This window comes from Pseudonocardia sp. CA-107938 (assembly GCF_050936315.1).
Lineage (GTDB): Bacteria > Actinomycetota > Actinomycetes > Mycobacteriales > Pseudonocardiaceae > Pseudonocardia.
The window spans coordinates 4992038-5017483 of the sequence record NZ_JBNJNA010000001.1 but is presented as its reverse complement, the minus strand read 5'-3'; the positions used below and the strand labels follow the sequence as shown (position 1 = coordinate 5017483).

The following is a 25446-nucleotide window of genomic DNA, read 5'->3' as shown; positions in this document are numbered from 1 at the left end:
GCGGCCGTGTCCGTGGGTTTCACTCGTCCCGTGCAGCAGACGACGTCCGCCTTCCGGCCAGGGGTTGCCCCGGCCGATGCGGCGACGCGTCCCCTGCCCTCCTGCGGGCTCACGCAGCGCCGGGTCATCGACCACGGCACCGTGTGCTCCGCGGCTTGTCGGCCCTGCTGAGCGCCGGCCGCCGCTGACGCCCGCCTGATCGGCGGGCGTCCGTCCACGCCCGCTGCGGTCCAGCCCGCGCGCGCCCGATCACGTCCGACCACGCCCGCCGCCGGGCGTCCTCGCCGCGTCCTGGAGGTCCACCATGACCACGTCCACCCTGCCGTCCGGCACCGAGGTGCCCGCCACGGCGGCCCGCCGCGTCGAGTTCATCAGCCTGACCCACCTGAACCCGTCGACCGAGCTGAACCCGGTGCCCAGCCGCGGGGTGGACCTCGGCTACTTCCGCACCTACGTGGCCGCGCTCGAGGAGGCGGGCTACGACTACACGCTGCTGCCCTACGGCTCGGGCACCGCCGACTCGTTCGTGATCGCGTCGGCCGTCGGACAGCTCACCGAGCGGCTGCGGCCCATCGTCGCGGTCCGCCCCAACACCGCGTTCCCGCTGGTCGTCGCGCAGCAGCTGGCCACGCTCGACCAGCTGACCGAGGGCCGCGCGGTGGTGCACCTGATCAGCGGCGGCAGCGACGCCGAGCAGGCCCGGCAGGGCGACTACCTGCCGAAGGAGCGCCGCTACGCCCGCACGAGCGAGTTCATCGACATCCTGCGCCGGGCGTGGACCGAGCCCGAGCCGTTCAGCCACGCCGGCGAGTTCTACCGCTTCGACGGGTTCGGCCCCGGCTTCCGCCCGTACGGCGACACGATCCCGATCTCCATCGGCGGCCAGTCCGACGCGGCGTTCGAGATCGGCGGCCGGCAGGCCGACGTCTTCTCCTTCTGGGGCGAGCCGCTCGCCGACATCCGGGCGCAGATCGACCGGGTGCACGGGATCGCTGCCGCAGCGGGGCGCACCGACCGGCCCCGGATCTGGGTCACGTTCCGGCCGATCGTCGACCGCACCGACGAGCTGGCGTGGCGCAAGGCCTACGACTACGCCGAGAGGATCGGCGCCACGTTCGCCGCCGGCGCGTACGGGAAGCAGCACCTCATCGGGAAGGGTGCCCCGCAGAACGTCGGCTCGCAGCGCGCGCTCGAGTTCGCCAGCCGCTCGGAGGTCTACGACCGGGCGCTGTGGACGCGCACCGCCGCCGTCACCAACGCAGCCGGTGCCTCCACCGCGCTCGTCGGCACCCCGGAGACCGTGGCCGCGGCGATCCTCGACTACATCGACCTCGGCGCCGACCTCGTCTCCATCCGCGGCTACGACACCCTCGCCGACGCCCGCGAGTACGGCCGCTCCGTGCTGCCGCTGGTGCGCCAGGAGCTCGCGCACCGGGAGGCGACCGGCCGGCGCGGCAGCCTCCAGGCCGAGCACCCGGGCGCGCTCGCCCCCGGCTTCGACGCCGACGCGCTGGCCGGCCGGCGATGACCGCCACCGCGCTGCCGACGCTGCGGCAGCCCGACCTGTCCGACCAGGCGCTGGCCGCGGTCACCGCCGAGGTGGCCGCCACCGCCGAGGAGTACGACCGCAGCGGCGCGATCCCCGCCGCCGGCATCGCGGCGGCGCACCGGGCCGGGCTGCTCACGGCGACCGTCGCGGAGCGCTACGGCGGGCCGGGCGTGGGCCTGCTCGACACCGTGCGGATCCTCGTGGCGCTGGGCGAGGGCGACCCGTCGGTGGCGCTGCTGGCGGCCAACACCCTCGCCACGCACCAGGGCCAGGCAACGGCCGGGCACTGGCCCCAGGACGCCTACGCCGACCTCCTGCGCCGCAGCGCGGAGGGTCCCGCGCTGGTCAACGCCATCCGGGCCGAGCCCGAGCTGGGCGCGCCCGCCCGGGGCGGCCTACCCGCCACCACCGCCCGCCGGACGGCCGCGGGCTGGTCCCTGTCGGGCCGCAAGGCCTACGCCACCGGCGGCGCCGCATTGGCGTACCACGTCGTGTGGGCCGTCACCGACGAGCCGGAGCAGCGGGTCGGGCACCTGATCGTGCCCGGCGACGCCCCGGGCATCACCTGGGTCGACACCTGGGACCACCTGGGCCTGCGCGCCTCCAACACCCACGACGTGATCTACGACGACGTCGCGCTGTCCGTCGACGCGTTCATCGAGATCCCGCGCGTCGACGGGGTCTACCGCGATCCCGCCGCCGCGACCGGGGTCGCGAGCTTCGGCCACCCCGCCCTCTACGTGGGCGTGGCCCGCGCGGCCCGCAGCGCGTTCGTGCGCTACGCCCGCGAACGCGTGCCCACCGCGCTGGGCCGACCCATCGCCGAGACCGAGCGCATCCAGGCCGTCGCGGGCGAGATCGACGCGCAGATCGCGCTGGCCGAGACCCTCCTGCACGGCGCGCTGCTGCGCGCGGAACGCGGTGACACCGCGCACCTGCCGCAGCTGTCGCTGCTCAAGGTGCAGATCGCGCGGGCTGCCATCGCCGCCGTCGAGACCGCCGTCGCGGCGCTGGGCAACCCGGCGCTCAGCCGCCACCAGCCCTTCGAACGGCACCTCCGCGACGTCCTGTGCGTGCGCGTGCACCCCCCGCAGGAGGACGCGGCGCTCCTCGCCGCGGGCCGCCGAATCCTGAGTACCTGATCCACCCCCATCCCGAGAGAGAACCCCCATGAGAACACCCCGCTCCCGCCGCCTGCTCGGCGCTGCCGCCGCACTCCTCGCCGCGGTGGTGGTCGCGGGCTGTGGTGGCGGCGCTGCCGGTTCCGGGGGTGGGGGTGCCCCGAAGGACGGCGGCAACCTCACGTTCCTCATCGACTCCCTCGGCGACACCTGGATCCCCAACAACAGCGCGATCTCCAGCTTCCAGGGCCACATCTGGGGCCACGTCACCGACAAGCTCGTCTACGTCGACGAGAAGGGCACCCCCTCGCCCTGGATCGCGCAGAGCTGGGAGCAGAACGCCGACGCCACCCAGTTCACCCTGCACCTGCGGCCCGGGGTCACGTTCTCCGACGGCACCCCGCTCGACGCGGCCGCCGTCGTGGCCAACCTGGACATGTGGTCGAAGGGCGACCCGACGCGGGGGATCAACCCGATCGGGCTGTTCCCGAAGACGTACCAGAGCGCGGCGGTGGTCGACCCGGCCACGGTCACGGTCAACTTCCGGTCGCCGACCCTGGGCTTCATCCCCACGCTGGGTTACCACGGCTCGATCCTGATCTCGCCGAAGACGCTGGCCCTGCCCGCCACCGACCAGGCCAACCTGTCCAAGGACATCGGGAGCGGCCCGTACGTCGTCGAGTCGTGGAAGGCCGACGACCAGGTCGTGCTGCGCAAGCGCCCGGACTACAACTGGGCGCCGGCCGCGCTGTCGCACCAGGGGCCGGCGCGGATCGACACCCTCACCTACAAGCTGGTGCGCGAGCAGAGCGTCCGGGTCTCCGCGGTGCAGTCCAACCAGGCCGACGTCGCCTACAACCCGTCGCCGAAGGAGCTCGCGTCGTTGAAGGCGCAGGGCTTCACCGTGGCGGCGCCGCGCTACCTCGGGTTCGTCAACGGGTTCGCCCTCAACACCAAGGTCGCGCCCTTCGACGACGTGCGCGTGCGCCAGGCGCTGCAGCACGGCATCGACCGCGCCGAGATCCTCAAGACCGTCTACACCGAGGACTGGTTGCCCGCGGAATCGTTCATCCAGAGCAACGTTCCCGGGGCGAGCGACCACCGCGCCGACTTCGCGTTCGACGCCGCGCAGGCGCAGGCACTGCTCGACCAGGCCGGCTGGGCCAAGGGCCCCGACGGCGTGCGGACGAAGGCCGGCGTGAAGCTCGCGCTCACCCTCTACCCCAACCCGTACCTGGCCACCTCCAAGGCCGTCGACGAGCTGGTCGCGCAGCAGCTGCGGCGCATCGGGTTCGACGTGAACATCCAGGCGTTCGACGTCGTGACGTACGGCGAGCGGATCAAGGTCGGCAGCCCGACGGTGCCCGCGTTCGAGGTGACCCGCAGCTTCATCGACGCCGGCACGGTCGGCGGCGTGCTCACCGACGCGAACAAGGGCGAGAACTGGTTCGGCCTCGGCCAGAGCGACGCCACGCTCGTCCAGCTCGCGAACGGCATCGCCGGCGCCAGCGACGCGGCGGCCCGCACGAAGCTGCTCGACCAGCTGCAGGCCCACGTCCTCCAGCAGGGCTACTTCGTGCCGCTGACCCAGATCGTGCAGCGGCTCTACGTGCAGTCCCCGCGCGTGCAGGGCGTGACCTACAACGGCATCGCCTACGCGAACTACTACACCGCGTGGGTCGGGGACTGATCCGCATGCGGAACGCCTACCTGAGCTACGCGGCTCGGCGCAGCGGTCAGGCGGTGGTGGTGATCCTGCTGGCGTACGTGTTCACGTTCGTCGTGATCACCGTGCTGCCCGGCGACCCGGTCACCAACACCCTGCGCAACCCGCAGAACGGGTTCACCGAGGAGGAGATCGCCCGCATCGTCTCCTACTACCGCCTCGACGAGCCGGTGCTGGTGCAGCTGTGGGACTCGCTGACCCGCTTCCTCACCGGCGACCTCGGGGTGTCGCTGCGGGCCAACCGGTCGGTGAGCGAGCTGCTGCTCGACGTGCTGCCCTCGACGCTCGTGCTCGCGGCGTCGGCGCTGGCGGTGGCGGTGGTGCTCGCCTTCGCGATCGCCCTCGGCGTGCAGTACCTGCCGGCGCCGTTCGGGCCGGCGCTGCGCAGCGTCCCGTCGCTGTTCCTGTCGGTGCCGGGGTTCCTGATCGGGCTGCTGCTCATCCAGCTGTTCTCGTTCCGGCTCGGGCTGTTCCGGGCCATCGACTCCGAGGGCACCGCGGCCACGTTCTTCGCCGCCGTGACGCTCGGGATCTGGGTGTCGGCCCAGATCGCCGAGGTGCTCATCGCCAACCTCGACGGGGAGGCCGCGCAGGACTACGCCGCCGTCGCCCGTTCCCGCGGGCTCGGGCAGGTGGCGCTGCTGCTGCGGCACCTGCTCAAGCCGTCGTCGCTGCCGGTGGTGACGGTGCTCGCCCTCATGGTCGGCGAGGTGCTGGGCGGTGCGGTGATCACCGAGGCGGTCTTCGGCCGCACCGGGGTCGGCAGCCTCGTCGAGCGCTCCGTCACCACGCAGGACCTGCCGGTGCTGCAGGCCGTCGTCACGCTCGCCGCCGTCGTCTTCGTGCTCGTCAACCTGTTCGCCGACCTGGTCTACCCGCTCCTCGATCCACGGGTGCACCTGGTCGACCGGGCCCGCAGCACGCTGAAGCCGGAGGTGCTGGTCCCGTGACCGTCACCGCTGTCACCGGCACCGCGCGCGCCGAGAAGAGCGCGCGGCGGCTCCCGCCCACCGTCCCGCTCGCGCTGCTCGTCGTGGGCGTGGTGGTGGCCTGGTCGGTCGCTCCCGGCCTGTTCACCTCCCACGACCCCGTCGACGGGGTGCCTGCGGAGCTGTTCCGCGGCCCGAGCGGCGCACACTGGTTCGGCACCGACCACCTCGGCCGCGACGTGTTCGCCCGCGTCGTGTTCGGCACCGCGTCCTCGGTGTCCAGCGCGCTCGTCGCCGTCGGGATCGGGGTGCTCGTCGGCGGGCTGATCGGGCTGCTGTCCGGGTTCTTCGGCGGGCTCGTCGACGTCGTGCTGGCCCGGTTCGTCGACGTGCTGCTGGCCATCCCCAGCTTCCTGCTCGCCGTCGTGATCGTCAGCGCGCTCGGCTTCCAGACCGTCAACGCGGCGATCGCGACAGGCATCTCGGCGGTCGCGGTGTTCGCCAGGGTGCTGCGCTCCGAGGTGCTCAAGGCCCGCAGCTCCGTGTTCGTCGAGGCCGCAGCGCTGCTGGGCGGCTCGCGCTGGCACGTCCTGCTGCGGCACGTGCTGCCCAACGCGTCGCGCTCGGTGCTGCCGCTCGCCGTGCTGCAGTTCGGGTTGTCGATCCTGGTGATCGCCGGCCTGGCGTTCCTCGGCTACGGCGACCCGCCGCCGGCGTCGGACTGGGGGCTGCTCGTCTCCGCCGGCAAGGACTACCCGCTCGCGCCGTGGCTGGTCTGGGCGCCCGCGCTGGTCACGATCACCACCGTCCTCTCCGTGAACAGGATCAGCCGATGGCTCCGCACGACGTCCTGACCGCACCCCGGCCCTTCGAGGCCCCGCCGACCCCGTCGACGCCGCTGCTGCGCGTCTCCGGCCTGTCGGTCGCCTACGGCCCCCACGAGGTCGTCACCGGGGTGGACCTGGAGCTGGCCCGCGGCGGCAGCCTCGCCCTGATCGGCGAGTCCGGCTCCGGGAAGTCGACCATCGCCAAGGCGGTGCTGCGGCTCCTCCCCCGCTCCGGCCGCGCGACCGGCCGCGTCGAGCTCGACGGGCAGGAGGTGCTGGGCCTGCACGAACGCCGGTTCCGGCCACTGCGCGGGCGCACGCTGGGCTTCGTGCCCCAGGACCCGGGCAGCGCGCTGAACCCGGTGCGCACGATCGGCGCCCAGGCCCGGGAGGCCGCGGCACTGGTGCCCGGCCTCGACCCGCGGGAACGCACCGAACGGGTGCTCGACACGTTCGCCCAGGTCGGGCTCGCCGACCCGCGCCGCGTGCACGACGCCTACCCGCACCAGCTGTCCGGCGGGATGCTGCAGCGGGTCCTCATCGGGCTCGCCGTGCTCCCCCGGCCGGCGCTGCTGGTCGCCGACGAGCCGACGTCGGCCCTGGACGTCACCATCCAGAAGCGCATCCTCGACCTGCTCTACGAGCTGCGTGCCGACCTCGGCATCGGGTTGCTGCTCATCACCCACGACCTCGCCATCGCCGCCGAACGGGCCGACCACCTCGTCGTCCTGAAGGACGGGGTCGTGCAGGAGTCCGGCCCGACCGCAGCGGTGTTCGCCGCACCCGCCTCGACGTACGCGCGGCAGCTCCACGCCGACGTGCCGGCCCTGCACCCCGACCGCTACGCCGAGCTGCGCGACGCCGGTGCGGCCCGGGCAGGCGATCCGGCGAAGATCGAGGTCACGGGCGTGACCAAGTCCTTCGGCAGCGTCACCGCCGTCGACGACGTGTCGTTCGCCGTGCCCGCCGGCACCACCCACGCGCTGGTCGGCGAGTCCGGCTCGGGCAAGACGACGGCCGTGCGGCTGCTGCTCGGGCTGGAGCAGCCCGACCGCGGCCGGATCACGGTGGCCGGGGAGCAGGTGCAGGGCCGCTCGGCCGCCGAGCTGCGCAGCGTGCGCCGGCACCTGCAGCTCGTGTACCAGAACCCGTTCACCTCGCTCGATCCGACGTGGAAGGTGGAGCGGCTGGTGCGCGAGCCGCTCGACCGGTACGCCGTCGGGGACCGCACCGAGCGCGCCGCGCTCGTCCGCGACGCGCTGACGGCCGTCGGCCTGGGCGAGCAGTTCCTCGCCCGGCGGCCGGACGCGCTCTCCGGCGGGCAGCGGCAGCGCGTGGCGATCGCCCGCGCATTGGTGCTGCAGCCCGACGTGATCGTGCTCGACGAGCCCACCTCGGCCCTGGACGTGAGCGTGCAGGCCGGCATCGTCGAGGTGCTGCTGCGGCTGCAGGCCGAGCAGGGGCTGACCTACCTGTTCGTGTCGCACGACCTGTCGCTGGTGCGCCAGCTCGCGCACACCGTCTCCGTCATGCAGGACGGGCGGGTCGTCGAGCAGGGTCGCGTCGCCGACGTCTTCGACGCGCCGCAGGAGCCCTACACGCGCACCCTGCTCGCCTCGCTGCCCGCGGGTGCGGCGTGACAGCGGCGCCGGCGCGGGTGCGGACCCTCGGTTTCAACACCCGCGTCTCGTTCAGCGACGACGCCGGCCCCGCCGCCGGGCTGCGGGACGGGATCGCGCTTTTCCGGGCCGCCGAGGAGCTGGGCTTCCAGTCCGGGTGGGCCTACCAGCGGCACTTCGACCACTACCTGTCCTCGCCGCTGCCGTTCTTCGCGGCCGTCGGGCAGCACACGTCCCGGATCCGGCTGGGGTCGGCGGTGATCCCGATGCGGTACCAGGACCCGGTGCTGCTGGCGGAGGCCGCGGGGGTGACCGACCTGCTCGTCGACGGCCGGCTCGACCTCGCCCTCTCCGCCGGCGACACGGCGTCGTGGGACCCGGTGTTCGGGTCCGTGGCCGCGGACCCGCGGGCCGAGGCCCAGCGCCGGCTGGAGCGCTTCCTCGCCGCCGTCGCCGGCGAGGTGCTGCACACCGTCGACGGACCCGGCCAGGGCGCGCCCGTCGGCACCCCGATCCGGGTCACCCCGCACAGCCCCGGCCTGCGCGGCCGGATCCGGCAGGGCGCGGCGAGCACCGGCTCGGCCGCCACCGCCGCCCGGCTCGGGCTCGGCCTGATCACCGGCACCGTCCTGCACGGACTGGCGCCCGGCGAGACGTTCCCCGAGCACCAGGCCCGGGTCATCGAGACCTACCGCACGACCTGGCACGAGGTGCACGGCACGCCGCCCCCACCGGTCGCGGTGGCGGCGTCGATCCTCCCGGGCACCACGGCGGAGCTGCGCGACACCTACGCCGCGTACGACCACGAGCGGCGCACCCAGGGCATGGCCGCCTCCCGCCCGAAAGGCGCGCTGACCCCCGTCATCACCGCCGACCTGCCGGCCGGGCGGGCCATCAGCCCCGTCCTGCACGGCGATCCCGACAGCGTCGTCGCCGCGGTCCTCGCCGACCCCGGCCTCGCCACCGCCGACGAGATCGTGCTCTTCCTGCCACCTGCGTTCGGGCTCGACGCCAACATCCGGCTCGTCACCGACCTCGCCACCACCGTCGCCCCGGCGCTCGGCTGGTCCCCCGGCTGACCCACGACCCCACGGAGGCTCAACCCTTGTCCGCACCCGTCCTCTCCCCGCTCCAGTCCCGGTTCCGCGAGGTCATGGGATCGGTGTGCACCCCTGTCTCCGTCGTCACGACGCTCGACGACGGCACGCCCTTCGGCACCACCGTCAGTGCGTTCACGTCGCTGTCGATGGAGCCGCCGATGGTGCTCGTCGCCCTCGACAACGGCTCCGCGCTGCTGGCCGCGGTGCGCCGGTCGCGCCGGTTCGGCGTCAACGTGCTGCTCAGCGAGCAGGCCCCGCTCGCGCTGCGGTTCGCCGGCAAGGGCGGCCCGGCGAAGTTCACCGACGTCAGTTGGGCCGCGGAGCAGCACGTCCCGCGGCTGTCCGGGGCCGGCGGGTTCCTGGCCTGCGAGCTGGCCGGGCAGGTGCCGGGCGGCGACCACACGGTCCTGCTCGGCACGGTGCTCGATGCCGACCCCACCTCCGGCGCGCCGCTCACCTACCACCTGCGGTCCTTCGGCACCCACAGCGCCCACGCGCAGCGGTGAGAGTTGCTCAATCTATCGAATATCGATAGATTCCCATCGTTGGTCGATGGGAGGATCCGGCATGGGAACCTTGGCCGTGCACGCGCTGCGCGCCGTGCTCGTGGTCGTGCTCGCCGGCACCGTGTTCGTCCAGGCAGGGATGGTGTGGGCGCTGGCCACCGACCCCGAGATCGGGCCGGTTCCGCTGGGGCCGCTCCGGGTGATCACGATCCTGGGCATGGTGTCGGTCCAGGTCGCCCTGGTCTGCGTGTGGCGGCTGGTCACGATGGTGCGCCGCGGCACCGTGTTCTCCCACGCCGCATTCCGCTACGTGGACACGATCATCGGCGCGATCGTCGCGGCCGCCCTCGTCTGGTTCGCGGTCACGATCATCAACGCACCGGGCCAGCGCGACGACCCGGGCGTCAGCGTCATCATGGCCGGGATCGGCGTGGGCATCCTGGGGGTCGCGCTCCTCGTGCTCGTGCTGCGCACGCTGCTCGCGCAGGCGGTCGCACGCGATGCAGAAGCCGCGCGGATGCAGGCCGAGCTGGACGACGTGATCTGATGCCGATCATCGTCGACATCGACGTGATGCTCGCCAAGCGGAAGATGTCCGTGGGCGAGCTCGCGGACCTGGTGGGGATCACCCCCGCCAACCTGGCGGTACTGAAGAACGGTCGCGCCAAGGCGGTGCGGTTCGCGACCCTCGCCGCACTCTGCGCGGCCCTCGACTGCCAGCCGGGCGACCTGCTCCGCTGGGAGGCCACGGACGAGGCGACGGCAGCCGAAGCCGGGTGAGTTCGGGCCGACGCCCGCGATCACCCGCGGTGAGCGGCCGGGGAGGCTCCGGCTAGCCTTCGCCTCCGATCTCGGCGCGGTCCGAGCCGTTCGTGGAGGAAGGTGCTGAGCGGGATGACGTTCGACGGGCTACCACTGCATCCGCTGATCGTCCACGTCCTCGTCGCGTTCGTGCCCCTCAGCGCGCTGGGCACGATCGCGATGGCGGTGCGTACCTCGTGGCGCCGGTCCTTCGAGGTCCCCGTGCTCTTGCTGGCCGTGCTGTGCCTGCTCGCGGTGCCCGTGGTGCGTTCGAGCGGCGACGAACTGGCGGAGGCGGTCCACCACCAGAGCTCAGCGCTGGAGGCGCACATGAGCCGCGCCGACACCGTGCTGCCGGCCATGATCGTCTACGTCATGCTGCTCGCGGCCGCGTTCGTGATCGGGCGACGGACCGCACGCGGCGACACGACGGTCGCACTCACGCGCGCCAGCACGATCGCCGTGGTGCTCGCCGCGATCTCCGGGCTCGTCGCGACGGCGTTGGTGATCTGGACCGGGCACGCGGGCGCCACCGCGACGTGGAGCGGCACCCTGTAGCGCTGGCAGGCGAGACGGCGGGCCCGACCGCGAGGGCCGGGCCCGCCGCCGTCGGGCTCAGCCCTCGGCCAGCATCGTCGTCATCTCGGCGATCTCGGCCTTCTGCGCATCGATGATCTTCTGCGCCAGCGCCTTGGCGTCGCCGCTCTGACCGTCCTTGACCTCGGTGCCGGCCATCTGCACCGCACCGTTGTGGTGGTCGATCATCATCTGCAGGAACGCCCGGTCGAACGCCGCGCCCGACGCCTTCTCCAGCTCGGCCATCTGCGCATCGCTCATCATCCCGTGCGTCCCGCCCATCGACGGCATGGAGCCGTGGTCCATGCCGCCCATCGGCATGGATGTCGACGGAGCCATCGGGGCAGCCGTCGACGCAGCCGCCTGCACGCCCCAGGCCTTCAGGAACCCCTGCATCTGCTCGATCTCCGGTGCCTGCGCCCGGCCGATCCCCGCCGCCAGCTGCTTGACCTTGTCGTTCGCCGCGCGGGACGACGCCAGCCCGGCCATCTCCACAGCCTGCTGGTGGTGCGGGATCATGCCCTGCGCGAACGTCACGTCCGCCTCGTTGTGCGCCGAGACCGGCGCAGCCGATGGTGCCGGCGCCGGCGCACCGGCACCTCCGCCACAGGCGGCCAGCACGGCGGCGAGGACAGCAACGAGCCCAGCACGAATCGTCTTGCTCTTCACGAATCTTCTCCTCTGCGTAGGACGAATGGTCGGTCGATCAGCGCGAATGCACTGATCGACCGATCACGTCCGCAGCACGCAGAGCTGCGCCAACCGGACGGCGGTCCGGGGCGGTGGACGGGCAGGGCGAACCGCGACCGCCCGCGATGACGGCACGCCGGCGCGATCCGTCGCCGCGACGACCCACACCAGCACCAGCGTCGCGATCAGGAGGACGAGACCGGCCATGACGGCCAGGCACAGGTGCATCAGATCGTGCAGGACCGACGATGGCCCCGAGCCGTGCCCGGCGGCCTCCGACGCCGCGGTCGGAGCCTGCGACGGCATCTCGACGCCGGCCATGTCCTCGGGCGCGTGGTCGACCGGCGCCGCGACAGCCGAATGCGTCGCGGTGGAGTGCGCGACAGGCGCCGCCACGGCGTGCATCGACAGGACGCCCATGATGAGGGCAGCCAGCAACAGCACATGGGATGCCGTCCGGCCGACGCTCACCCGCGTCACCCTAGGTGAGCGCTGACCCAGGTGCCGACGCGACCCGTGAACAGCTCGAAAACACCGCGCAACGGCGCGCAGGACGGACCCCCACCGCTCACGCACACCTTCGGGCGCCCACGCACAGGGCGGAACGTGTGCGTGAGCACCTCGGCGTGTGCGCGAGCGGCAACCTCGGTCGTCGACCACTTCACCAGGCAGCGGGCCGACCTGCTCGCGGTGTGACCTAGGGTCCAGAGCGATGTGGTCGATCCCCGAACCCCGCACGTGACGGGCAGCCCGTCGCGACCGAGCGACGCGCGCGGCGCACTGCTGGCGGTGGTGGTGACCGCGGTGCCGATGGTCGCGCTCGCCTGGGCCCGGTACCGGCTGCAGCTGCCGTCCGGCGACGAGCCGCACTACCTGGTGATCAGCGAGGCGTTGGCGAAGCACGGGTCGCTCGACGTCCAGCAGGTGTACGACCACCGTGACTACTGGTCGTTCTTTCCGCAACCGCTCGAACCGCACGTCGCGCCCGGGCCGAACGGACAGCAGCTGCCGCTGCACAGCATCGGCGGGCCGGTGCTCTGGCTGCTCCCCTACGTCCTGTGGGGACGGGCGGGCGTCATCGCGTTCATGACGGTGGTGTCGCTGCTGATCGTGGCGAACGTGTTCTGGCTGCTCCGGCAGCTGGCCGTCGAGCGTTCCGTCGCCGTCTGCGTGGCGATCGCGTTCGGGCTCGGCACCCCGATCCTGACGTACTCGGCGATGTCCTTCGTCGAACCGCTGGGAGCGCTCGGGTGCCTCTACGCGCTGCGCGTCGCGCTCCGCAGGGAGCCGAGCTGCCGGGATCTGCTGGTCGTGTCGACGGTGCTGGGGGTGCTGCCCTGGGTGCACAGCCGGTTCCTGCTGTTCCCTCCCGTCTTCCTGGCCGTCCTGGTGGTCCGCCTGCTGCGTGCCCGCGGCACCGGGTGGCGGCGGCGCCTGGTGTGCGCGGTGGGACCGGCCGCCGTCCTCTTCGCCGGGCTGGAGGTCTTCGACCGCGTGGTGTGGGGAACGTGGAACCTGGCGCCCAACCAGGTCAACGCGGGCGCCGTGCCCTTCCGCGCCGACCCGCTGCCCGGGCTGCTCGGGACGGTCCTGGACCAGGAGGCGGGGGTCGCCCCGAACTTCCCGATCTTCCTGTTCGTGCTGCCGGGCCTGTTGTTCGCCGCGACGCGCCGGTACCGGACGATGAACGTCCTGGTGCTGGCCACCGTCGTCCCGTACACCGTCGTGGTCTCCTCGTTCCTCGCGTGGGACGGCGCGTGGTCACCACCGGCCCGGTTCGCCGCGGTGGTGCTGCCGATGCTGGCCGGCTACGTCGGCATCGCCCTGCAACGCACCTGCGACGTGTTCACCGGGACGGTCGCGGCGGCGCTGACCGCTGCTGCGACCGCGCTGACGGCGCTGGCCGTCGGCACGGCGAGCGGCGGCTTCTCCGCCCGGCTGGGTCGCAGCCCGACCCTCGGCGCCGTCGAGGCCACCACGCACCTGCCGATCACCCGCTACGTGCCCTCCTCGGCACTCGACGGTCAGCAACTGCTGTTCCTGACCTGGGCGCTGGGGGTCATCGGGTTCGCGTGGCTGATCTGGCTGCGCCGGGCTCGTGACCTGCTGCCGACCACCTGAAGGCGCTACGTCAGTACGCCGACTTCGCCGGCCGTCCCCGACGCACGGAGTTCTGGACGTTCACCCTGGTGAACGCCGGGATCTCCATCGTGCTGTCGCTGATCGACAACGCCGTCATCGGCACGACCGCGACCGCCGGGATCGGTATCTTGAGCGCGATCATCCTGATCGTGTTCTTCGCGACCGCCGGGGTCCCGGTGCCGACTGACCGGCCTGGATCAGCACCGGCCGACCCTGCGGCAGCGGCGGGAGGTTGAGCGGCCCGGCCACGGAGAAGAACTCACCGGCGTGGTCGATCGGGCGCACCCTGCTGCGGTCGAGCACGGCCCGCCCGTCCGGTCCGGCGGTCAGCGCGCCGGGCGCCCAGCTGTCCCACAGCGCGTTGACGACGTCGAGGGTCTCGGCGGCGCGGGCGTAGCGCTGCTCGGGGCTGGGCAGCTCCCCGGCCCGAAGTTCTCCTCGCCGATCGAGGACGTCACCACGTTCCACGCCGCCCGCCCGCCCGAGACGTGGTCGAGCGTGCCGAACATCCGGGCCAGGTTGAACGGGTGGTGGAACGTGGTCGACACCGTCGCGATCAGCCCGATGTCGGACGTCACCTGGCTCAGCGCGGCCACGAAGACCAGCGGTTCCTGCGCCCCGATCGTGCCTTGCGCGTCGAAGCGCAGCAGGTACCCGCCGGCGCTGGTGACGGTCTTCAGGGTCCGGGGAGGTGGCTGCACCACGGGAAGCGCCTCTTCCTCAGCGACCGGTCGCCCACTCCTGCGCCAGCAGGGCGTAGGAGCGGACGCGGTCGGCGTGGTCGTGGGTGATGGTGGTGACCAGGAGCTCGTCGGCGCCCGTCACCTTCGCGAGCGCGGCCAGCTTCGCCGCGACGGTGGCCGGCGAGCCGACGAACTGCGTGTCGGTGCGGTCGGCGACGAGCGCGCGGTCCTCGTCGGTCCAGTCGAGCGCGGCAGCCTCTTCGGGCCGCGGGAACGGGATGGCCCCGGCGCCGCTGCGGATGCTGCGCACCCAGGCCGGGTAGCCGGCGGCCAGCTCGCGGGCGGTGTCGTCGTCGGCCGCCACGACGACGTCGGCGGAGACCATCACGTGCGGCGCGGTCAGTCGCGCGGACGGCTGGAACGCCGCCCGGTAGCCCTCCACCGCGTCGAGCACGGTCGCCGGGCTGACGTGGTAGTTCGCCGCGAACGGCAGCGCGAGCCGGCCGGCGAGCGTGGCGCTCTCCCCGCCGCTGCTGCCGAGGATCCAGGTCTCGACGGCCGCGCCCTCGCCGGGGACGGCACCGGCCGCGAACCCGTCCTCGCCGACCCACGTGCCGTCGAGCAGCGCGAACACCGTCGCGACGAACTCGTCGTAGGGCACCGACTGTGCGCCCGGCTGGCGCAGCAGCTCCCCGTTCGCGCGGATGCGCGGCGAGGCCAGGAGCCGTTCGATCGGGAACGGGCGCGGGATCAGCACCCCGTCGACCTCCCGCGCGGCCGCCGGCTCGGCCGCTGCCCGCTGCGGTCGCTGCCCACCGGAACGGCCCAGGCCGAGATCGATCCGGCCGGGGTGCAGGGCGTCGAGCGTGCCGAACGCCTCGACGACCGACAGCGGCGTGCGGTGCCCGGTCTGCACGGCCCCCGACCCCACCCGGATCCGCTGCGTGGCCGCGGCCACCAGCTGGATCACCAGCTCCGGCACCGCACCGGCGACGCCCGGGTTCAGGTGGTGCTCGGCGAGCCAGTAGCGGTGGTAGCCGAGCTCCTCGGCGTGCCGCGCGAGGTCGACGGTGTTGCGCAGGGCCGCACCGACCCCGCTGCCGACGGGATCGGCGTGAGGTCGAGGACGGACAGGGGTACGGGCATGGCGGGGCTCCGCGTTCGACGAGGGATGGGACCGGACGGTCAGCGACAGCGCTCGTCGAAGGCGTGCCCGCGGCGCGACGGCCAGAACGGTTCGAGCAGGGCGGGCACCCACCCAGCTTTGCCCGCCGCCGGGAGAAAATGCAAGGCAGTACTCGTTCGTCGCATTCTGTCGGACATTTCAGGGACCTGGGATCTGAAATGTTCACAGAATGGAATGGCGGACAACATCGACGCGGCTGATGGCGCACATCAGGCATCTCGTCTTCCCGCCCACCGGTCGCTCGCCCATCGTGGGTCCACTCGATCGAGGAGGATCCGACGTGCCAGAACCGACCGCGCCACACGGTGCCGATCCCGCCGATACCGACGGCGCGCCACGCCGAGGCCGGGTCGCGGTGATCGGTGCCGGCCCTGCGGGGATGGCCGCAGCGCTCTCGGTGCACCAGGCAGGCCACGAGGTGCTCCTGCTGGAGCGGTACCCGCAGGCCCGCCCGGCCGGCAACATCCTCAACCTGTGGCCGCCGCCGATCAAGGCGCTCGGCCTGCTGGGCGTCGACACCGTCGACCTCGGCGCCCCGTGCTACACCGAGTTCCGCTCCGCGGCCGGCCGGACCCGGGTCCGGGTCGACCTGCCCGCCGAGATCGTGCGCGACTACGGCGGCGGCTTCATCGGCCTGCTGCGCCCCAACCTCTACGAGCGGATGCTCGCGGCCCTGCCACCCGGGATCCTCCAGGTCGACCGCGCCGTGGACCGCGTCGAGCAGAACGAGCACGGCGTCCGGCTGCACATGGCGGACGGTGCGACGCTCGAGGTCGACGTCGTCGTCGGGGCCGACGGCATCGACTCCCTCGTCCGCCGCACGCTGTGGGGCGACAGGCCCAAGCGCGAGCACAACCTGCACATCTTCGGCGGATTCACCTTCACCGAGGACGTCGACGCCCCACGCGGGCTCGCCGTGGTGTCCCACGACCGCACGGTGCAAGGCAGCTGGACCTCGATCCGCGACAAGGGCCGCGACGGCTACCAGTGGTGGGTGCTCGGCGCCCACGACGCGCGCACGGAGTTCACCGGTGACCCGCACGCCACCGCCACCCGCATGGGCGCCGGGTTCGCCGCGCCCCTGCCCGAGCTCATCGCCGCCACCGACCCGGGAAGCATCCAGCGCTGGCTGCTGCGCGATCGCCCGCCGCTCACCCAGTGGTCGAAGGGCCGAGCCGCGCTGGTCGGGGACGCCGCCCACCCGACCTCGCCCTACGCGGCGTACGGGGCGGGGATGGCCATCGAGGACGGCTACTTCCTGGGTCGCCGCCTCGCCGGGGTCGACCTGACCGACCACGGCGCGGTACGTGCTGCACTGGCGGCCTTCGAGGCACCCCGGAAACCGCACACGGCGCGCCAGGTCCAGCAGGCCTACGTCCTGGGCAAGGTCTTCCACCACGCGCCGGCGCCGCTGCGGCCGATCCGGGACGCGATCCTGGACCGCACCCCGTTGCTGCAGAAGGTCGTCGGCGAGACCTCACCGGGCGAGATCATCGCCCAGCTCGCCACCATCGACGAGGCCGAGCAGCGGTTCGCCGCGACGCGCCAGGCATGACGGTCCTGCGCACCGGTGACCGGGTCAGACGGCCGTCAGTCCCCCGTCGACCAGGATCTCCACCCCGGTGATGTAGGAAGCCTCGGGAGACGCGAGGAAGAGGACCGCCTCGGCGACCTCCTCGACCTTGCCCTCCCGCTTCATCGGCACTCCGTCGATCTGCGCCGCCCGCCAGGACGGATCGGCCGAACCGCGGGACGTGCGCATCGGGGGGAGCATCCCCGGCGCGACCGCGTTGACGCGGATGCCGGCGGCGGCGTGGTGCACGGCAGCGGTCCTGGTCATCGCGGTGATCGCGGCCTTGGAGGCCCCGTAGCCCAGGTGGATACCCGGCTGCCCGATCGAGGCCGAGATCGACGACATGTTGACGATCGCTCCGCCGCCGGCCCGGGCCATCGCCGCAGCGCCGTACTTGATCCCGAGGAAGACGCTGCGGGCGTTCACCAGCATGAGCTGGTCGTAGAACGCGGTGCTGCCCAGGTCCGGGTCGAAGGTCCCGCTGATGCCGGCATTGTTGACCAGCACGTCGAGCCGCCCGTACCGCTCCACGACGCCGGCGGTCACCGCGGCCCACGCCGCCTCGTCGGTGACGTCGAGGTGGCGGTACTCGGCCCGGCCACCGGCGTCGCGTAACTCCGCTGCCGCCGCCGATCCGACGTCGTCGAGGATGTCGGCGACGACGACCGCGGCACCCTCCCTGGCGAACGTCTCGGCCGTCGAGCGGCCCATCCCACCGGCGGCCCCGGTGACGATCGCGACCTTGTCCTGCAGACGCATGGGTGGAGATCCTTCCTGCCCGGGGCTCACGAGGCGAGGTCGAGCTCGGAGCGGTCCGCGGCCGGTGCGCGGCGGGCGACGCGACCCGACCGCCCCTTGACGATCACGGCGAGGACGCAGACCGCGGCCGGCACGAGCAGCGAGAGGAACACCTGGCGGTAGTCCAGGCCGGCGGCGACGAGCACGGTGCCGACGGCGGCGCCGCCGATGGCGCCGAAGCGGGCGATACCGGTGGCCCAGCTCGTCCCGGTCGCCCGGATGGACGTCGGGTAGAAGCCCGCCGACAGGATGGGGAAGCCGGTACCGACGGTGTTGGTGAACATCCCGAGCACGAAGATCAGCGCGCCGATCACGAGCACGTCCTGCGGGGCCTGGGCGATCAGCACGAGCAGGACGGCGGCGCACGTCATGGCCGCTACCACGGTGCGGTGCGGGCCGAACCGGTCCATCAGCCACCCGATGCCGAGGTTGCCGATCGTGCCGCCGGCCTGCAGCAGCAGCCCGATGGTCGCGGCGGCGGCCAGCGAGAACCCGACGTCGGTCATCAGGATGGGCAGCCAGCTGTTGGTGAGGTAGACGATGAAGAAGGCGGCGACGAACCCGACCCAGATGGCGACCGTCCCGACCCGGAAGCGGCGCGTGACCAGGCCGGCCACCCGCACCCGCGCATCGACGGCCGGCTCGTGGAGGACGAAGCGGGCGTCGACCGGGACGGGTTCGGGCACCATCCGCCGAACCAGCTCGACCAGCTCGTCGCTCCGCTCGGGGTGGCGGGCGAGGAACTTGGGCGACTCGGGCAGCCTGCGGAACACCACCACCGCGTAGAGCAGCGGCAGGACACCGCCGACGACGAGTGCCCAGTGCCAGCTCGCGACCTGGACGAGAGCGCTCGTGAGGTACCCCGCGAGCGCGCCGCCGAGCGTCATCCCGCAGTAGGTCAGCGACATCATGGCGCTGCGCCGCCGGGCCGGCGCGAACTCCGACACCAGCGTCGTCGCGTTGGGCAGGGCGGCGCCCAGCCCGATGCCGGTCAGCACCCGCAGGATCGTGAACCACACGACGTCGGACGTGAGCGCCGTCGCCGCGCTCATCAGCCCGAAGGCCACGAGCGAGACCAGGATGACCTTGCGGCGGCCGACCCGGTCGGCCAGCGGGCCGGCCAGCAGCGAGCCGATCGCCAGACCGACGAGCCCGCTGGTGACGACGGGGCCCAGCTGTGCCTTGGAGATGCCCCAGTCCGTGATCAGCGACGGGCCGATGTAGCTGACCATCGCCACGTCGATCCCGTCCAGGGTGACCACCCCCAGGCAGAGCAGCAGCACGCGCCGCTGCAGTCGCCCCACCTTGTGCCGGTCGATGACGGTGTGCAGGTCGATCGTTGTCATGCGTCCTCCGTTGGACGTGCGGGGTCAGGCCGGTCCGGCGCCGACGAGTGCGTTGCCGAGCAGGCGGCGCAACCCGGTCTCGGTGACGCGTGCGGGATTGGCGTACGGCGAGGCGACGACCTGGTCGACGACGGTGCCCAGCCCGTCCTCGGGCAGGCCCAGCGCCTTCAGCGACATCTCGGCGCCGAGCCGGCGCGCGGCACGGAACAGGTGCAGCGCCGGATCAGTGGTGCCCAGCGCGGCCTGCAGTGCGGCGAGCGCCTCCGGGGCGGCGGGCAGGTTGAGCGCGAGGACGTGGGGCAGCACCGCCGCGTGGGTGGCGCCGTGCGGCAGGTCGAAGGTGCCGCCCAGTACGTGGCAGAGCTGGTGGTGCAACGACATCGAGGTCGCGCCGAGCACGGTGCCGGCGAGCCAGGCCCCGTACAGCGCGTCGGCGCGGGCGTCGACGTCGTGCGGGTCCGCGACCACCCGCGGCAGGGCGTCGGCGATGGCCCGCACGGACTCCGCCGCCACGAGGTCGGTGATCGGCGACCGGTCGTGCGCGTAGAGCGCCTCGGCGGCGTGCGCGAGCGCGTTCACGCCGCTGGTGAGCGACCGCCCGGCGGGCAGCGTCGTCGTCAGCTCCGGGTCGTAGACGACGATCCGCGGACGGACGACCCGGTCGCGACCGGTCCGCTTGCGGCCGCCGTCGCTCAGACCCCAGATCGGCGTCATCTCCGAGCCGGCGTAGGTGGTGGGGACCGCGACGACCGGCAGCCCGGTGCGCAGCGCGACCGCCTTGGCCAACCCGATGGCCGAGCCGCCGCCGACGGCCAGGCAACCGTCCGCGGTGAGCTCGCGGGCGCGGGCGATCGCGAGCTCCGCAACCGGCACCGGCACGTGCATCGCGGCGTGCGGGTGCAGCCCGGCGACCCGCCCACCGAGCGGTGCGCACACGGCAGCGGCCAGGTCCGCCTGCTCCGGCGTGCTCACCACCAGCAACCTGCGCAGTCCCGCCCGCTCGACCTCCTCCGCCAACCGGTGCCGGGCGCCCGCCCCGAAGACCACCCGCCCGGGGTGGTCCTCGTGGACGAAGTCGCGGGTCACGACGCCAGCACCACGTCGAACTCGATCAGCCGGAACGGGTTCTCGACCCCGTACCGCGCGGCGCGTTCCGGGTCGTCGACGGTGGTGACGGGGCGGACCAGCGACCCCTTCACGCCGAAGACGGTGTCGGAGCCCAGGTACGGGCTGCCGGCGACGAACACGTGCGTGGTCACCGGGGCGTGTCCTGCCGCCGAGCCGATGACGTGGATGTGCGCCGGCCGGTACGGATGCCGGCCGGTGGCCGCCAGCAGCCTCCCGACCGGACCGTCGGACGGGATCGGGTAGTGGCGGGGCACCACCGTGCGCAGCCAGTACCTGCCCTGCTCGTCGGCGGTGAACAGGCCGCGCAGGTTGCGCTCCGGCTGGATGTCGGGCTGCTGCACGTCGTAGAAGCCGGCCCCGTTGGCCTGCCACACGTCGACCTGCGCTCCCGGCAGCGCCGTGCCGTCGGCCGCACGGACGTGGCCGGCGAGCACGCACGGCGGGCCGTTGCGGTCGAGGGCGATGTCCGCGCCCAGCTCGCGCGGCGGCGACTCCACCATGTGGAACGGCCCCAGCACGGTCGACTCGGTGGCGCCCGCCGGCTTCCGGTGGTTGATCGCGTCGACCAGCATCGAGACGCCGAGCACGTCGGAGAGCAGGACGAACTCCTGCCGGGTGGCGTCGCACGCGTGCCCGACGTCGGTGAGGAAGTCGACGGCGTGCTGCCACTCGGCTTCGGTCGGCTCGACGTCCCGCACGAACGCGTGCAGGTGCTGGACGAGGCTCACCATGAGCCGGCGCAGGCGCGGATCCGTCGTGGCGCCGAAGCTGTCGGCCACGACCTGCGCCGACGTCTCCTCGGTGAAGTCGGTGGACCGGACGGCGGTCATCGCTGCTCCCTGGCGGTGCTCCACGACGGCGGGGTCACCTCGGCCGAGGTGAGGACGGCGACGCCGGCGTCGAAGGCGAGCCGGGCCGCGTCCGCGACCGGGTGGGCGTCGAGGTCGTCGGAGAAGACCTCGACCGACACCGGCGCGGACACCCCGTGCTCGCGCAGCGCACGCAGCACCCCGCTCGTGTCGCCGGCACCGTGGCCGGGCAGGAGCCGGTGGTGGCGGCCCTCGTCCATCAGGTCCGGCGCCGGCTGCGGCCGCACGTCGCACAGCTGCACGGTGACGAACGCGGCGGCCGGTACCTTCGCGAGATCGGCCGGGCGCCCGCCGGAGCGGAACCAGTGCCACAGGTCGAAGGTGATGCCGCCGTTGGGGCGGTCGGCCGCGGCGACGACCTCCCACACCGCGCCGATCGTGCGGACGTGGCTGTAGGGCAGGAACTCGAAGCCGACCAGCACGTCGTGCCGCGCGGCGCGGTCGCAGAGTGCCCGGAACGGCCCGACGAGATCGGTCAGCGGGTGCGCGTCGAACATCGGGACGTTGAGGTGCCGCACGCCGATCCGGTCGGCCAGCCGGAACATCGCCTCCTCCGCCGGGTCCTCACCCAGCGCCCAGTCCCAGGTGTGCTCCAGCTCCAGCACGCGCACGCCGTGGCGGTCGAGGAGGTCGCGGATCTGCGCGTCGGTCAGGTCGGTGGCGAGGTAGTCGGCGAGGCGCAGACCGATGCCGCTGAACCCGGCGGCGGCCGCCGCGGTGATGCGGGTGGGCAGGTCGGCGAAGCGCAGGGTGTTCGCGCTGCAGCTGAGGATCACGGGTGTCCGTCCGATCAGTGCGGGTCGCCGGGGAAGGCCGAGCCGGCCAGCCACTTCGCGCCCTCGTCGTAGAGCCGTTCGACGGCCTCGCCGGTCAGGCCGGGCAACCCGGTCCTCACCGCGAACCCGGCTCTGGTCTGCAGGTAGGCCAGGTGCCGGTAGCCGACGGGGAACCGCGCGAGCAGCTGCTGGTCCAGCACGGGTCGCACACCGGGATCCACCGGGTCCAGGCGGTCCCGCTCGTAGATCGGCTGGCGGCGGACGACCTTCCAGGCTCCGTCGTGCCGGCCGCAGAAGTCGTAGAAGCGACCGGTGCAGACCACGTCCACCGCGACGCCGTCGACGGTGCCGCGCTGGTTGATCGTCATCTTCGTCTGGCAGATCGCGCGATCCCCGGCGATGTCGGCGGTGTGGCCGCCGAGGAAGTGCAGGATGTCCACCCCGCGCTCGAAGGCGGCCCGGCTCACCGCGGTGAACTCCGTCGCGGGACCCTGGAACCAGGTGGCGGTCATCCACCCCTCGGTCGGGTGCCAGACGGTGGCGAAGCGGTCCCAGTCGCCGGCGTCGCGCCACAGCGCCCAGTTGTCCACCAGCTCCCGCAGCTCCTGACGGTCCTCGTGTTCGGTCGGCACGTGCGCAACTCCTTCGATCAGGCGACGTACGGGGCGAGGTGGGTGCCCGCGGTGACGTGGAGGGTCTCCCCCGTGATGGCGCGCGCCCGGTCCGACACCAGGAACGCCACGGCGGCAGCGACGTCGAGCGGCTCGACGAGCCGGGACAGCGGCGAGGCCGCGGCGAACCGGCGGGCGAAGCCCTCGACGAACGCGGGATCGCCCTTGGTGGCGTTGAGCGGGGTGCGCAGGAAGCTCGGCGCGACCACGTTGACGGTCACCCCCAGCGGCCCGAGCTCGCGCGCGGCCTGCCGGGTCAGGCCGACCAGTCCCGCCTTGGCGGCGGAGTAGGCGGCCGTGGCCCCGCCGCCGAGCCAGACGCGCGATCCGATGGACACGACCCGGCCGCCGCGCCCGCGGCGGAACCGGGGGATGCAGTGCTTGATCATCAGTGCCGGGCCGGCCAGGTTGACGTCGAGGATGCCCTGCCAGACCGTCGGGTCCAGGTCCTCCAACGTGTGCGCGGGTTCAACACCGGCGTTGTTGACCAGCGCGTCGACGCGGCCCCATCGCTCGTCCACGCCGTCGAGCGCAGCGCGGACCGACTGCTCGTCGGTGACGTCCGCGTCGATGCCGAGCGCGCCGAGCTCCCCGGCGGCTTCCGGCGCGCCGTGCCGATCGAGCAGCGCCACCCGGAAGCCGTCGGTGAGCAGCGTCGCGGCGATGACGCGGCCCAGCCCGCCGGCGCCACCCGTCACGACCGCGACCCGCGTCGTCACCGCGCGCGCACCTTCGCCGCGAAGTCGACGATCGTGCGCGCCACCTCGCCGGGCATCGACAGCATCGGCGAGTGGCTCGACCGCAGCTCGCTCACCGAGTCGATCCGCGCGGCCATCCGGTGCTGGACCGCCGGCGTGCACGCCCGGTCGAGGGTGCACACGAGGAAGTGCGCGGGGACGGTGCGCCACGCCGCCCGCGTCACGACCGCGGTCCGCGTGGACACGTGCTCGGGGGTCAGGCGCGCTGCCGCGCTCGCCGCGTCCTCGGGGCTGCAGTCGTTGTAGAACGCAGCCTCCGCGGTCGCCTTGGCGATGATCAGCTGGTCGTCGACCAGGTCGATGTCGCCCACGCCCGCCTCGGACCCGGCCTCGGCGTCGTTGACCGACGCGACCGACTCACCCGGCTCGAGGAGGAACGCGCTCACGAACACCATCGCGCGCACGTTCGGGGCGTCGCCGACCTCCGTCAGGAGCGCGCCCGAGTAGGAGTGGCCGACCAGCACCACGTCGCCGTCGATGCCGGCGAGCACCTCGGTCAGGTGCGCGCAGTGCCCCCGGAAGGTGGGGTCGCCCGCCGCCCGGTCCGTGCCCGGCAGGGTGACGGCCACGCTCCGATGACCGAGCGCGGCCAGCTCGTCGATCACGCGGTCCCACGCCCATCCGCCGTGCCACATCCCGTGGACGAGAACGACGGTCGGTGCCGGTTCGGGGGTCATGAGGCAGTCCTCTCGGGGGTTGCCACCTCGACGTCCTGCGGTGGCGCAGCGTCGGGTGCGGTCGGGGTGCGCAGCAGGTGGGTCAGCGCGATGCCGACGACGTAGATGCCGGAGATGACCCAGAGGGTCCCGGCCACACCGATCGGCACCACGAGCGCGGCGACCGCGGGCCCGAGGAACTGGCTGATCCCGGCGCCGAGGTTGAGGATCGCGACGGCGCTGCCGACGTGCCGGGGCGCCAGCGACGGCAGGATCGCCGACAGCGGGACGAACCCGGACAGGGCCGCGCCGTAGACGACGGCCACGACGAGGATCGCCCAGAAGTTCGGGCCCAGCAGCGCCGGGACGTAGTAGAACGCCGGCACGCTGATCGCGCAGGCCAGGCCGCCGCACCAGGCCACGGTCGGTACCCGGCCGAACCGGTCGCCGACGTAGCCGAACACGCAGTTGGCCAGGATGTTCGCCAGGAGCATCGTGCCCCACACCGTCTGCCACTGCGCCGTGCTGAGGCCGACGTCGCGCACCATGAACGTGGTCAGGAAGACGACGAACGCGTAGAAGCCCAGGGTGTTGATCACGCGGACGACGCCGCCGACACCCACCCGCGGGTTCTCCACGACGATGGTCACCGCGGTGAGGATCGAGCGCAGGCCGGCGCCGGACGCGGCCGGGTCGGACGGGCGAGCGCGGACGAGGAAGACCAGCATCAGCCCGCCGGCCACCACGAACGCCAACGACGAGGCGAGCGTCGCGAGCTCCCCGATCACCGGGATGACCAGCCCGGCGTAGTAGGAGGACAGCACGCCGAGGCCGAGGATCGCGAAGAACCAGTACCAGCCGACGGCGCGCCCGCGGGCGCGCTCCGGCGTGTCCGTCGCGACCCAGACGAGGAAGCCGAACGCGAACAGCGGATACCCGATGCCGCGGACGCCGAAGCTGACCAGCATCCACGCGAAGGCGCCCTGGGCCAGCGCGGCCAGGAACGCGATCTCGAACACCACCCAGACCGCGACCCCGACGAGCATCACCCGCCGCGGCCCGAAGGCCTCGGCCAGCGCCCCGGCCAGCCACGCCGCGATCGCCACGACGAACCCGTAGACCGTCCACAGCAGCGACACCTGGCCCGAGCCGAACCCGCGCTCGTCGAGGTAGGGCGACAGGAAGCCCGACTCGATGCCGTCGCCGATCATCAGCAGCGTCAGGGCGACGAAACCCCAGCGCAGGTGCACGGCGATGCCGTGGCGCTCCCAGAAGTCGCTCACCGGGATGACCGCTCAGTGGCAGTACTCCGTTGCGTCACCATCGTCGAAACCTCCCTGTTCCGCCTCGCTCATCAGCCGGGACCAGCAGATCGTGCGGTGCCGAACCTGCGATGCCCAAGGTTTGGTTGCCACC

At 73.0% G+C, this 25446-nt stretch carries 28 protein-coding genes; 14 read left to right on the top strand and 14 right to left on the bottom strand.

Annotated elements, in window-relative coordinates:
- The first annotated feature begins 304 nt into the window (after window positions 1–304).
- The 11 genes from ACQEVB_RS24840 (at window position 305) to ACQEVB_RS24790 (ending at window position 10736) form a co-directional block, all read left to right on the top strand.
- Window positions 305–1528 (top strand): LLM class flavin-dependent oxidoreductase, encoded by a 1224-nt coding sequence (locus ACQEVB_RS24840; RefSeq protein ID WP_432975575.1) that lies wholly within the window; start codon window positions 305–307, stop codon window positions 1526–1528.
- Window positions 1525–2691, top strand: coding sequence for an acyl-CoA dehydrogenase family protein (locus ACQEVB_RS24835; RefSeq protein ID WP_432975572.1), 1167 nt, complete (start codon window positions 1525–1527; stop codon window positions 2689–2691). Before ACQEVB_RS24840 ends, ACQEVB_RS24835 begins: the two co-directional genes overlap by 4 nt.
- Before the next feature lie 28 nt (window positions 2692–2719).
- A complete protein-coding gene (locus ACQEVB_RS24830; RefSeq protein WP_432975569.1) occupies window positions 2720–4360 on the top strand; it encodes an ABC transporter substrate-binding protein in 1641 nt (546 codons plus the stop codon).
- Between the two features lie 5 nt (window positions 4361–4365).
- Window positions 4366–5346: an ABC transporter permease gene (locus ACQEVB_RS24825; protein WP_432975566.1), complete on the top strand. Its 981-nt coding sequence runs from the start codon at window positions 4366–4368 to the stop codon at window positions 5344–5346.
- Window positions 5343–6179, top strand: a complete 837-nt coding sequence (locus tag ACQEVB_RS24820) for an ABC transporter permease (protein ID WP_432975563.1) — start codon at window positions 5343–5345, stop codon at window positions 6177–6179. Before ACQEVB_RS24825 ends, ACQEVB_RS24820 begins: the two co-directional genes overlap by 4 nt.
- Window positions 6158–7792: a dipeptide ABC transporter ATP-binding protein gene (locus ACQEVB_RS24815; RefSeq protein ID WP_432975560.1), complete on the top strand. Its 1635-nt coding sequence runs from the start codon at window positions 6158–6160 to the stop codon at window positions 7790–7792. The genes ACQEVB_RS24820 and ACQEVB_RS24815 overlap by 22 nt, the downstream gene beginning before the upstream one ends.
- Window positions 7789–8850 (top strand): LLM class flavin-dependent oxidoreductase, encoded by a 1062-nt coding sequence (locus tag ACQEVB_RS24810; RefSeq protein ID WP_432975557.1) that lies wholly within the window; start codon window positions 7789–7791, stop codon window positions 8848–8850. The genes ACQEVB_RS24815 and ACQEVB_RS24810 overlap by 4 nt, the downstream gene beginning before the upstream one ends.
- A gap of 26 nt (window positions 8851–8876) precedes the next feature.
- On the top strand, window positions 8877–9377 hold the full coding sequence (locus tag ACQEVB_RS24805) for a flavin reductase family protein (RefSeq protein ID WP_432975554.1): 501 nt from the start codon (window positions 8877–8879) through the stop codon (window positions 9375–9377).
- A 61-nt stretch (window positions 9378–9438) separates the two neighbouring features.
- Window positions 9439–9924: a DUF2975 domain-containing protein gene (locus ACQEVB_RS24800; RefSeq protein ID WP_432975552.1), complete on the top strand. Its 486-nt coding sequence runs from the start codon at window positions 9439–9441 to the stop codon at window positions 9922–9924.
- The gene (locus ACQEVB_RS24795; RefSeq protein ID WP_432975549.1) at window positions 9924–10157 is read left to right on the top strand and encodes a helix-turn-helix domain-containing protein; all 234 of its coding nucleotides are present in this window, start codon (window positions 9924–9926) and stop codon (window positions 10155–10157) included. Before ACQEVB_RS24800 ends, ACQEVB_RS24795 begins: the two co-directional genes overlap by 1 nt.
- Window positions 10158–10271: 114 nt before the next feature.
- Window positions 10272–10736 (top strand): DUF2231 domain-containing protein, encoded by a 465-nt coding sequence (locus ACQEVB_RS24790; protein WP_432975546.1) that lies wholly within the window; start codon window positions 10272–10274, stop codon window positions 10734–10736.
- Between the two features lie 57 nt (window positions 10737–10793).
- Here the strand turns inward: ACQEVB_RS24790 and ACQEVB_RS24785 are convergent, their stop codons facing one another.
- Both ACQEVB_RS24785 and ACQEVB_RS24780 read right to left on the bottom strand, forming a co-directional pair.
- Complete coding sequence (locus tag ACQEVB_RS24785) at window positions 10794–11423, bottom strand: DUF305 domain-containing protein (protein ID WP_432975543.1); 630 nt, start codon at window positions 11421–11423, stop codon at window positions 10794–10796.
- A 63-nt stretch (window positions 11424–11486) separates the two neighbouring features.
- Window positions 11487–11915: a DUF6153 family protein gene (locus ACQEVB_RS24780; RefSeq protein WP_432975540.1), complete on the bottom strand. Its 429-nt coding sequence runs from the start codon at window positions 11913–11915 to the stop codon at window positions 11487–11489.
- A 243-nt stretch (window positions 11916–12158) separates the two neighbouring features.
- Between ACQEVB_RS24780 and ACQEVB_RS24775 the strand changes: the two genes are divergently transcribed.
- Together ACQEVB_RS24775 and ACQEVB_RS24770 are read left to right on the top strand one after the other, a co-directional pair.
- The gene (locus tag ACQEVB_RS24775) at window positions 12159–13565 is read left to right on the top strand and encodes a hypothetical protein (protein WP_432975537.1); all 1407 of its coding nucleotides are present in this window, start codon (window positions 12159–12161) and stop codon (window positions 13563–13565) included.
- Entirely contained in the window at window positions 13562–13822 is a 261-nt protein-coding gene (locus ACQEVB_RS24770; RefSeq protein ID WP_432980546.1) for a DUF805 domain-containing protein, read from the top strand. Before ACQEVB_RS24775 ends, ACQEVB_RS24770 begins: the two co-directional genes overlap by 4 nt.
- On the opposite strand, the gene ACQEVB_RS24765 is transcribed toward ACQEVB_RS24770, so the two are convergent.
- Genes ACQEVB_RS24765 through ACQEVB_RS24755 form a run of 3 tightly spaced genes read right to left on the bottom strand, consistent with a single transcriptional unit; the run spans window position 13725 to window position 15527 of the window.
- Window positions 13725–14003 (bottom strand): LLM class flavin-dependent oxidoreductase, encoded by a 279-nt coding sequence (locus ACQEVB_RS24765; protein ID WP_432980543.1) that lies wholly within the window; start codon window positions 14001–14003, stop codon window positions 13725–13727. The genes ACQEVB_RS24770 and ACQEVB_RS24765 overlap by 98 nt on opposite strands.
- On the bottom strand, window positions 13913–14287 hold the full coding sequence (locus ACQEVB_RS24760; protein WP_432975534.1) for an LLM class flavin-dependent oxidoreductase: 375 nt from the start codon (window positions 14285–14287) through the stop codon (window positions 13913–13915). The genes ACQEVB_RS24765 and ACQEVB_RS24760 overlap by 91 nt, the downstream gene beginning before the upstream one ends.
- Before the next feature lie 19 nt (window positions 14288–14306).
- On the bottom strand, window positions 14307–15527 hold the full coding sequence (locus ACQEVB_RS24755) for an LLM class flavin-dependent oxidoreductase (RefSeq protein WP_432975532.1): 1221 nt from the start codon (window positions 15525–15527) through the stop codon (window positions 14307–14309).
- Window positions 15528–15735: 208 nt separating this feature from the next.
- Between ACQEVB_RS24755 and ACQEVB_RS24750 the strand changes: the two genes are divergently transcribed.
- A complete protein-coding gene (locus ACQEVB_RS24750; protein ID WP_432975529.1) occupies window positions 15736–17010 on the top strand; it encodes an FAD-dependent oxidoreductase in 1275 nt (424 codons plus the stop codon).
- 24 nt (window positions 17011–17034) lie between these two features.
- Here the strand turns inward: ACQEVB_RS24750 and ACQEVB_RS24745 are convergent, their stop codons facing one another.
- Genes ACQEVB_RS24745 through ACQEVB_RS24705 form a run of 9 tightly spaced genes read right to left on the bottom strand, consistent with a single transcriptional unit; the run spans window position 17035 to window position 25313 of the window.
- Window positions 17035–17787 carry an SDR family NAD(P)-dependent oxidoreductase gene (locus tag ACQEVB_RS24745; RefSeq protein WP_432975526.1) on the bottom strand — a complete coding sequence of 251 codons (753 nt, stop codon included), beginning with the start codon at window positions 17785–17787 and terminating at the stop codon, window positions 17035–17037.
- 26 nt (window positions 17788–17813) lie between these two features.
- Window positions 17814–19172: an MFS transporter gene (locus ACQEVB_RS24740; RefSeq protein WP_432975523.1), complete on the bottom strand. Its 1359-nt coding sequence runs from the start codon at window positions 19170–19172 to the stop codon at window positions 17814–17816.
- 24 nt (window positions 19173–19196) lie between these two features.
- Window positions 19197–20258 carry a maleylacetate reductase gene (locus ACQEVB_RS24735; RefSeq protein ID WP_432975520.1) on the bottom strand — a complete coding sequence of 354 codons (1062 nt, stop codon included), beginning with the start codon at window positions 20256–20258 and terminating at the stop codon, window positions 19197–19199.
- A complete protein-coding gene (locus tag ACQEVB_RS24730) occupies window positions 20255–21130 on the bottom strand; it encodes an intradiol ring-cleavage dioxygenase (protein ID WP_432975517.1) in 876 nt (291 codons plus the stop codon). The genes ACQEVB_RS24735 and ACQEVB_RS24730 overlap by 4 nt, the downstream gene beginning before the upstream one ends.
- Window positions 21127–21945 carry a sugar phosphate isomerase/epimerase family protein gene (locus ACQEVB_RS24725; RefSeq protein ID WP_432975514.1) on the bottom strand — a complete coding sequence of 273 codons (819 nt, stop codon included), beginning with the start codon at window positions 21943–21945 and terminating at the stop codon, window positions 21127–21129. Before ACQEVB_RS24725 ends, ACQEVB_RS24730 begins: the two co-directional genes overlap by 4 nt.
- A 14-nt stretch (window positions 21946–21959) precedes the next feature.
- Window positions 21960–22577: a nuclear transport factor 2 family protein gene (locus tag ACQEVB_RS24720; RefSeq protein WP_432975511.1), complete on the bottom strand. Its 618-nt coding sequence runs from the start codon at window positions 22575–22577 to the stop codon at window positions 21960–21962.
- A 17-nt stretch (window positions 22578–22594) separates the two neighbouring features.
- Window positions 22595–23335 carry an SDR family NAD(P)-dependent oxidoreductase gene (locus tag ACQEVB_RS24715; RefSeq protein WP_432975508.1) on the bottom strand — a complete coding sequence of 247 codons (741 nt, stop codon included), beginning with the start codon at window positions 23333–23335 and terminating at the stop codon, window positions 22595–22597.
- Entirely contained in the window at window positions 23332–24051 is a 720-nt protein-coding gene (locus ACQEVB_RS24710) for an alpha/beta fold hydrolase (RefSeq protein ID WP_432975505.1), read from the bottom strand. Before ACQEVB_RS24710 ends, ACQEVB_RS24715 begins: the two co-directional genes overlap by 4 nt.
- Window positions 24048–25313 (bottom strand): MFS transporter, encoded by a 1266-nt coding sequence (locus ACQEVB_RS24705; RefSeq protein WP_432975502.1) that lies wholly within the window; start codon window positions 25311–25313, stop codon window positions 24048–24050. Before ACQEVB_RS24705 ends, ACQEVB_RS24710 begins: the two co-directional genes overlap by 4 nt.
- Window positions 25314–25446 lie beyond the last annotated feature (133 nt).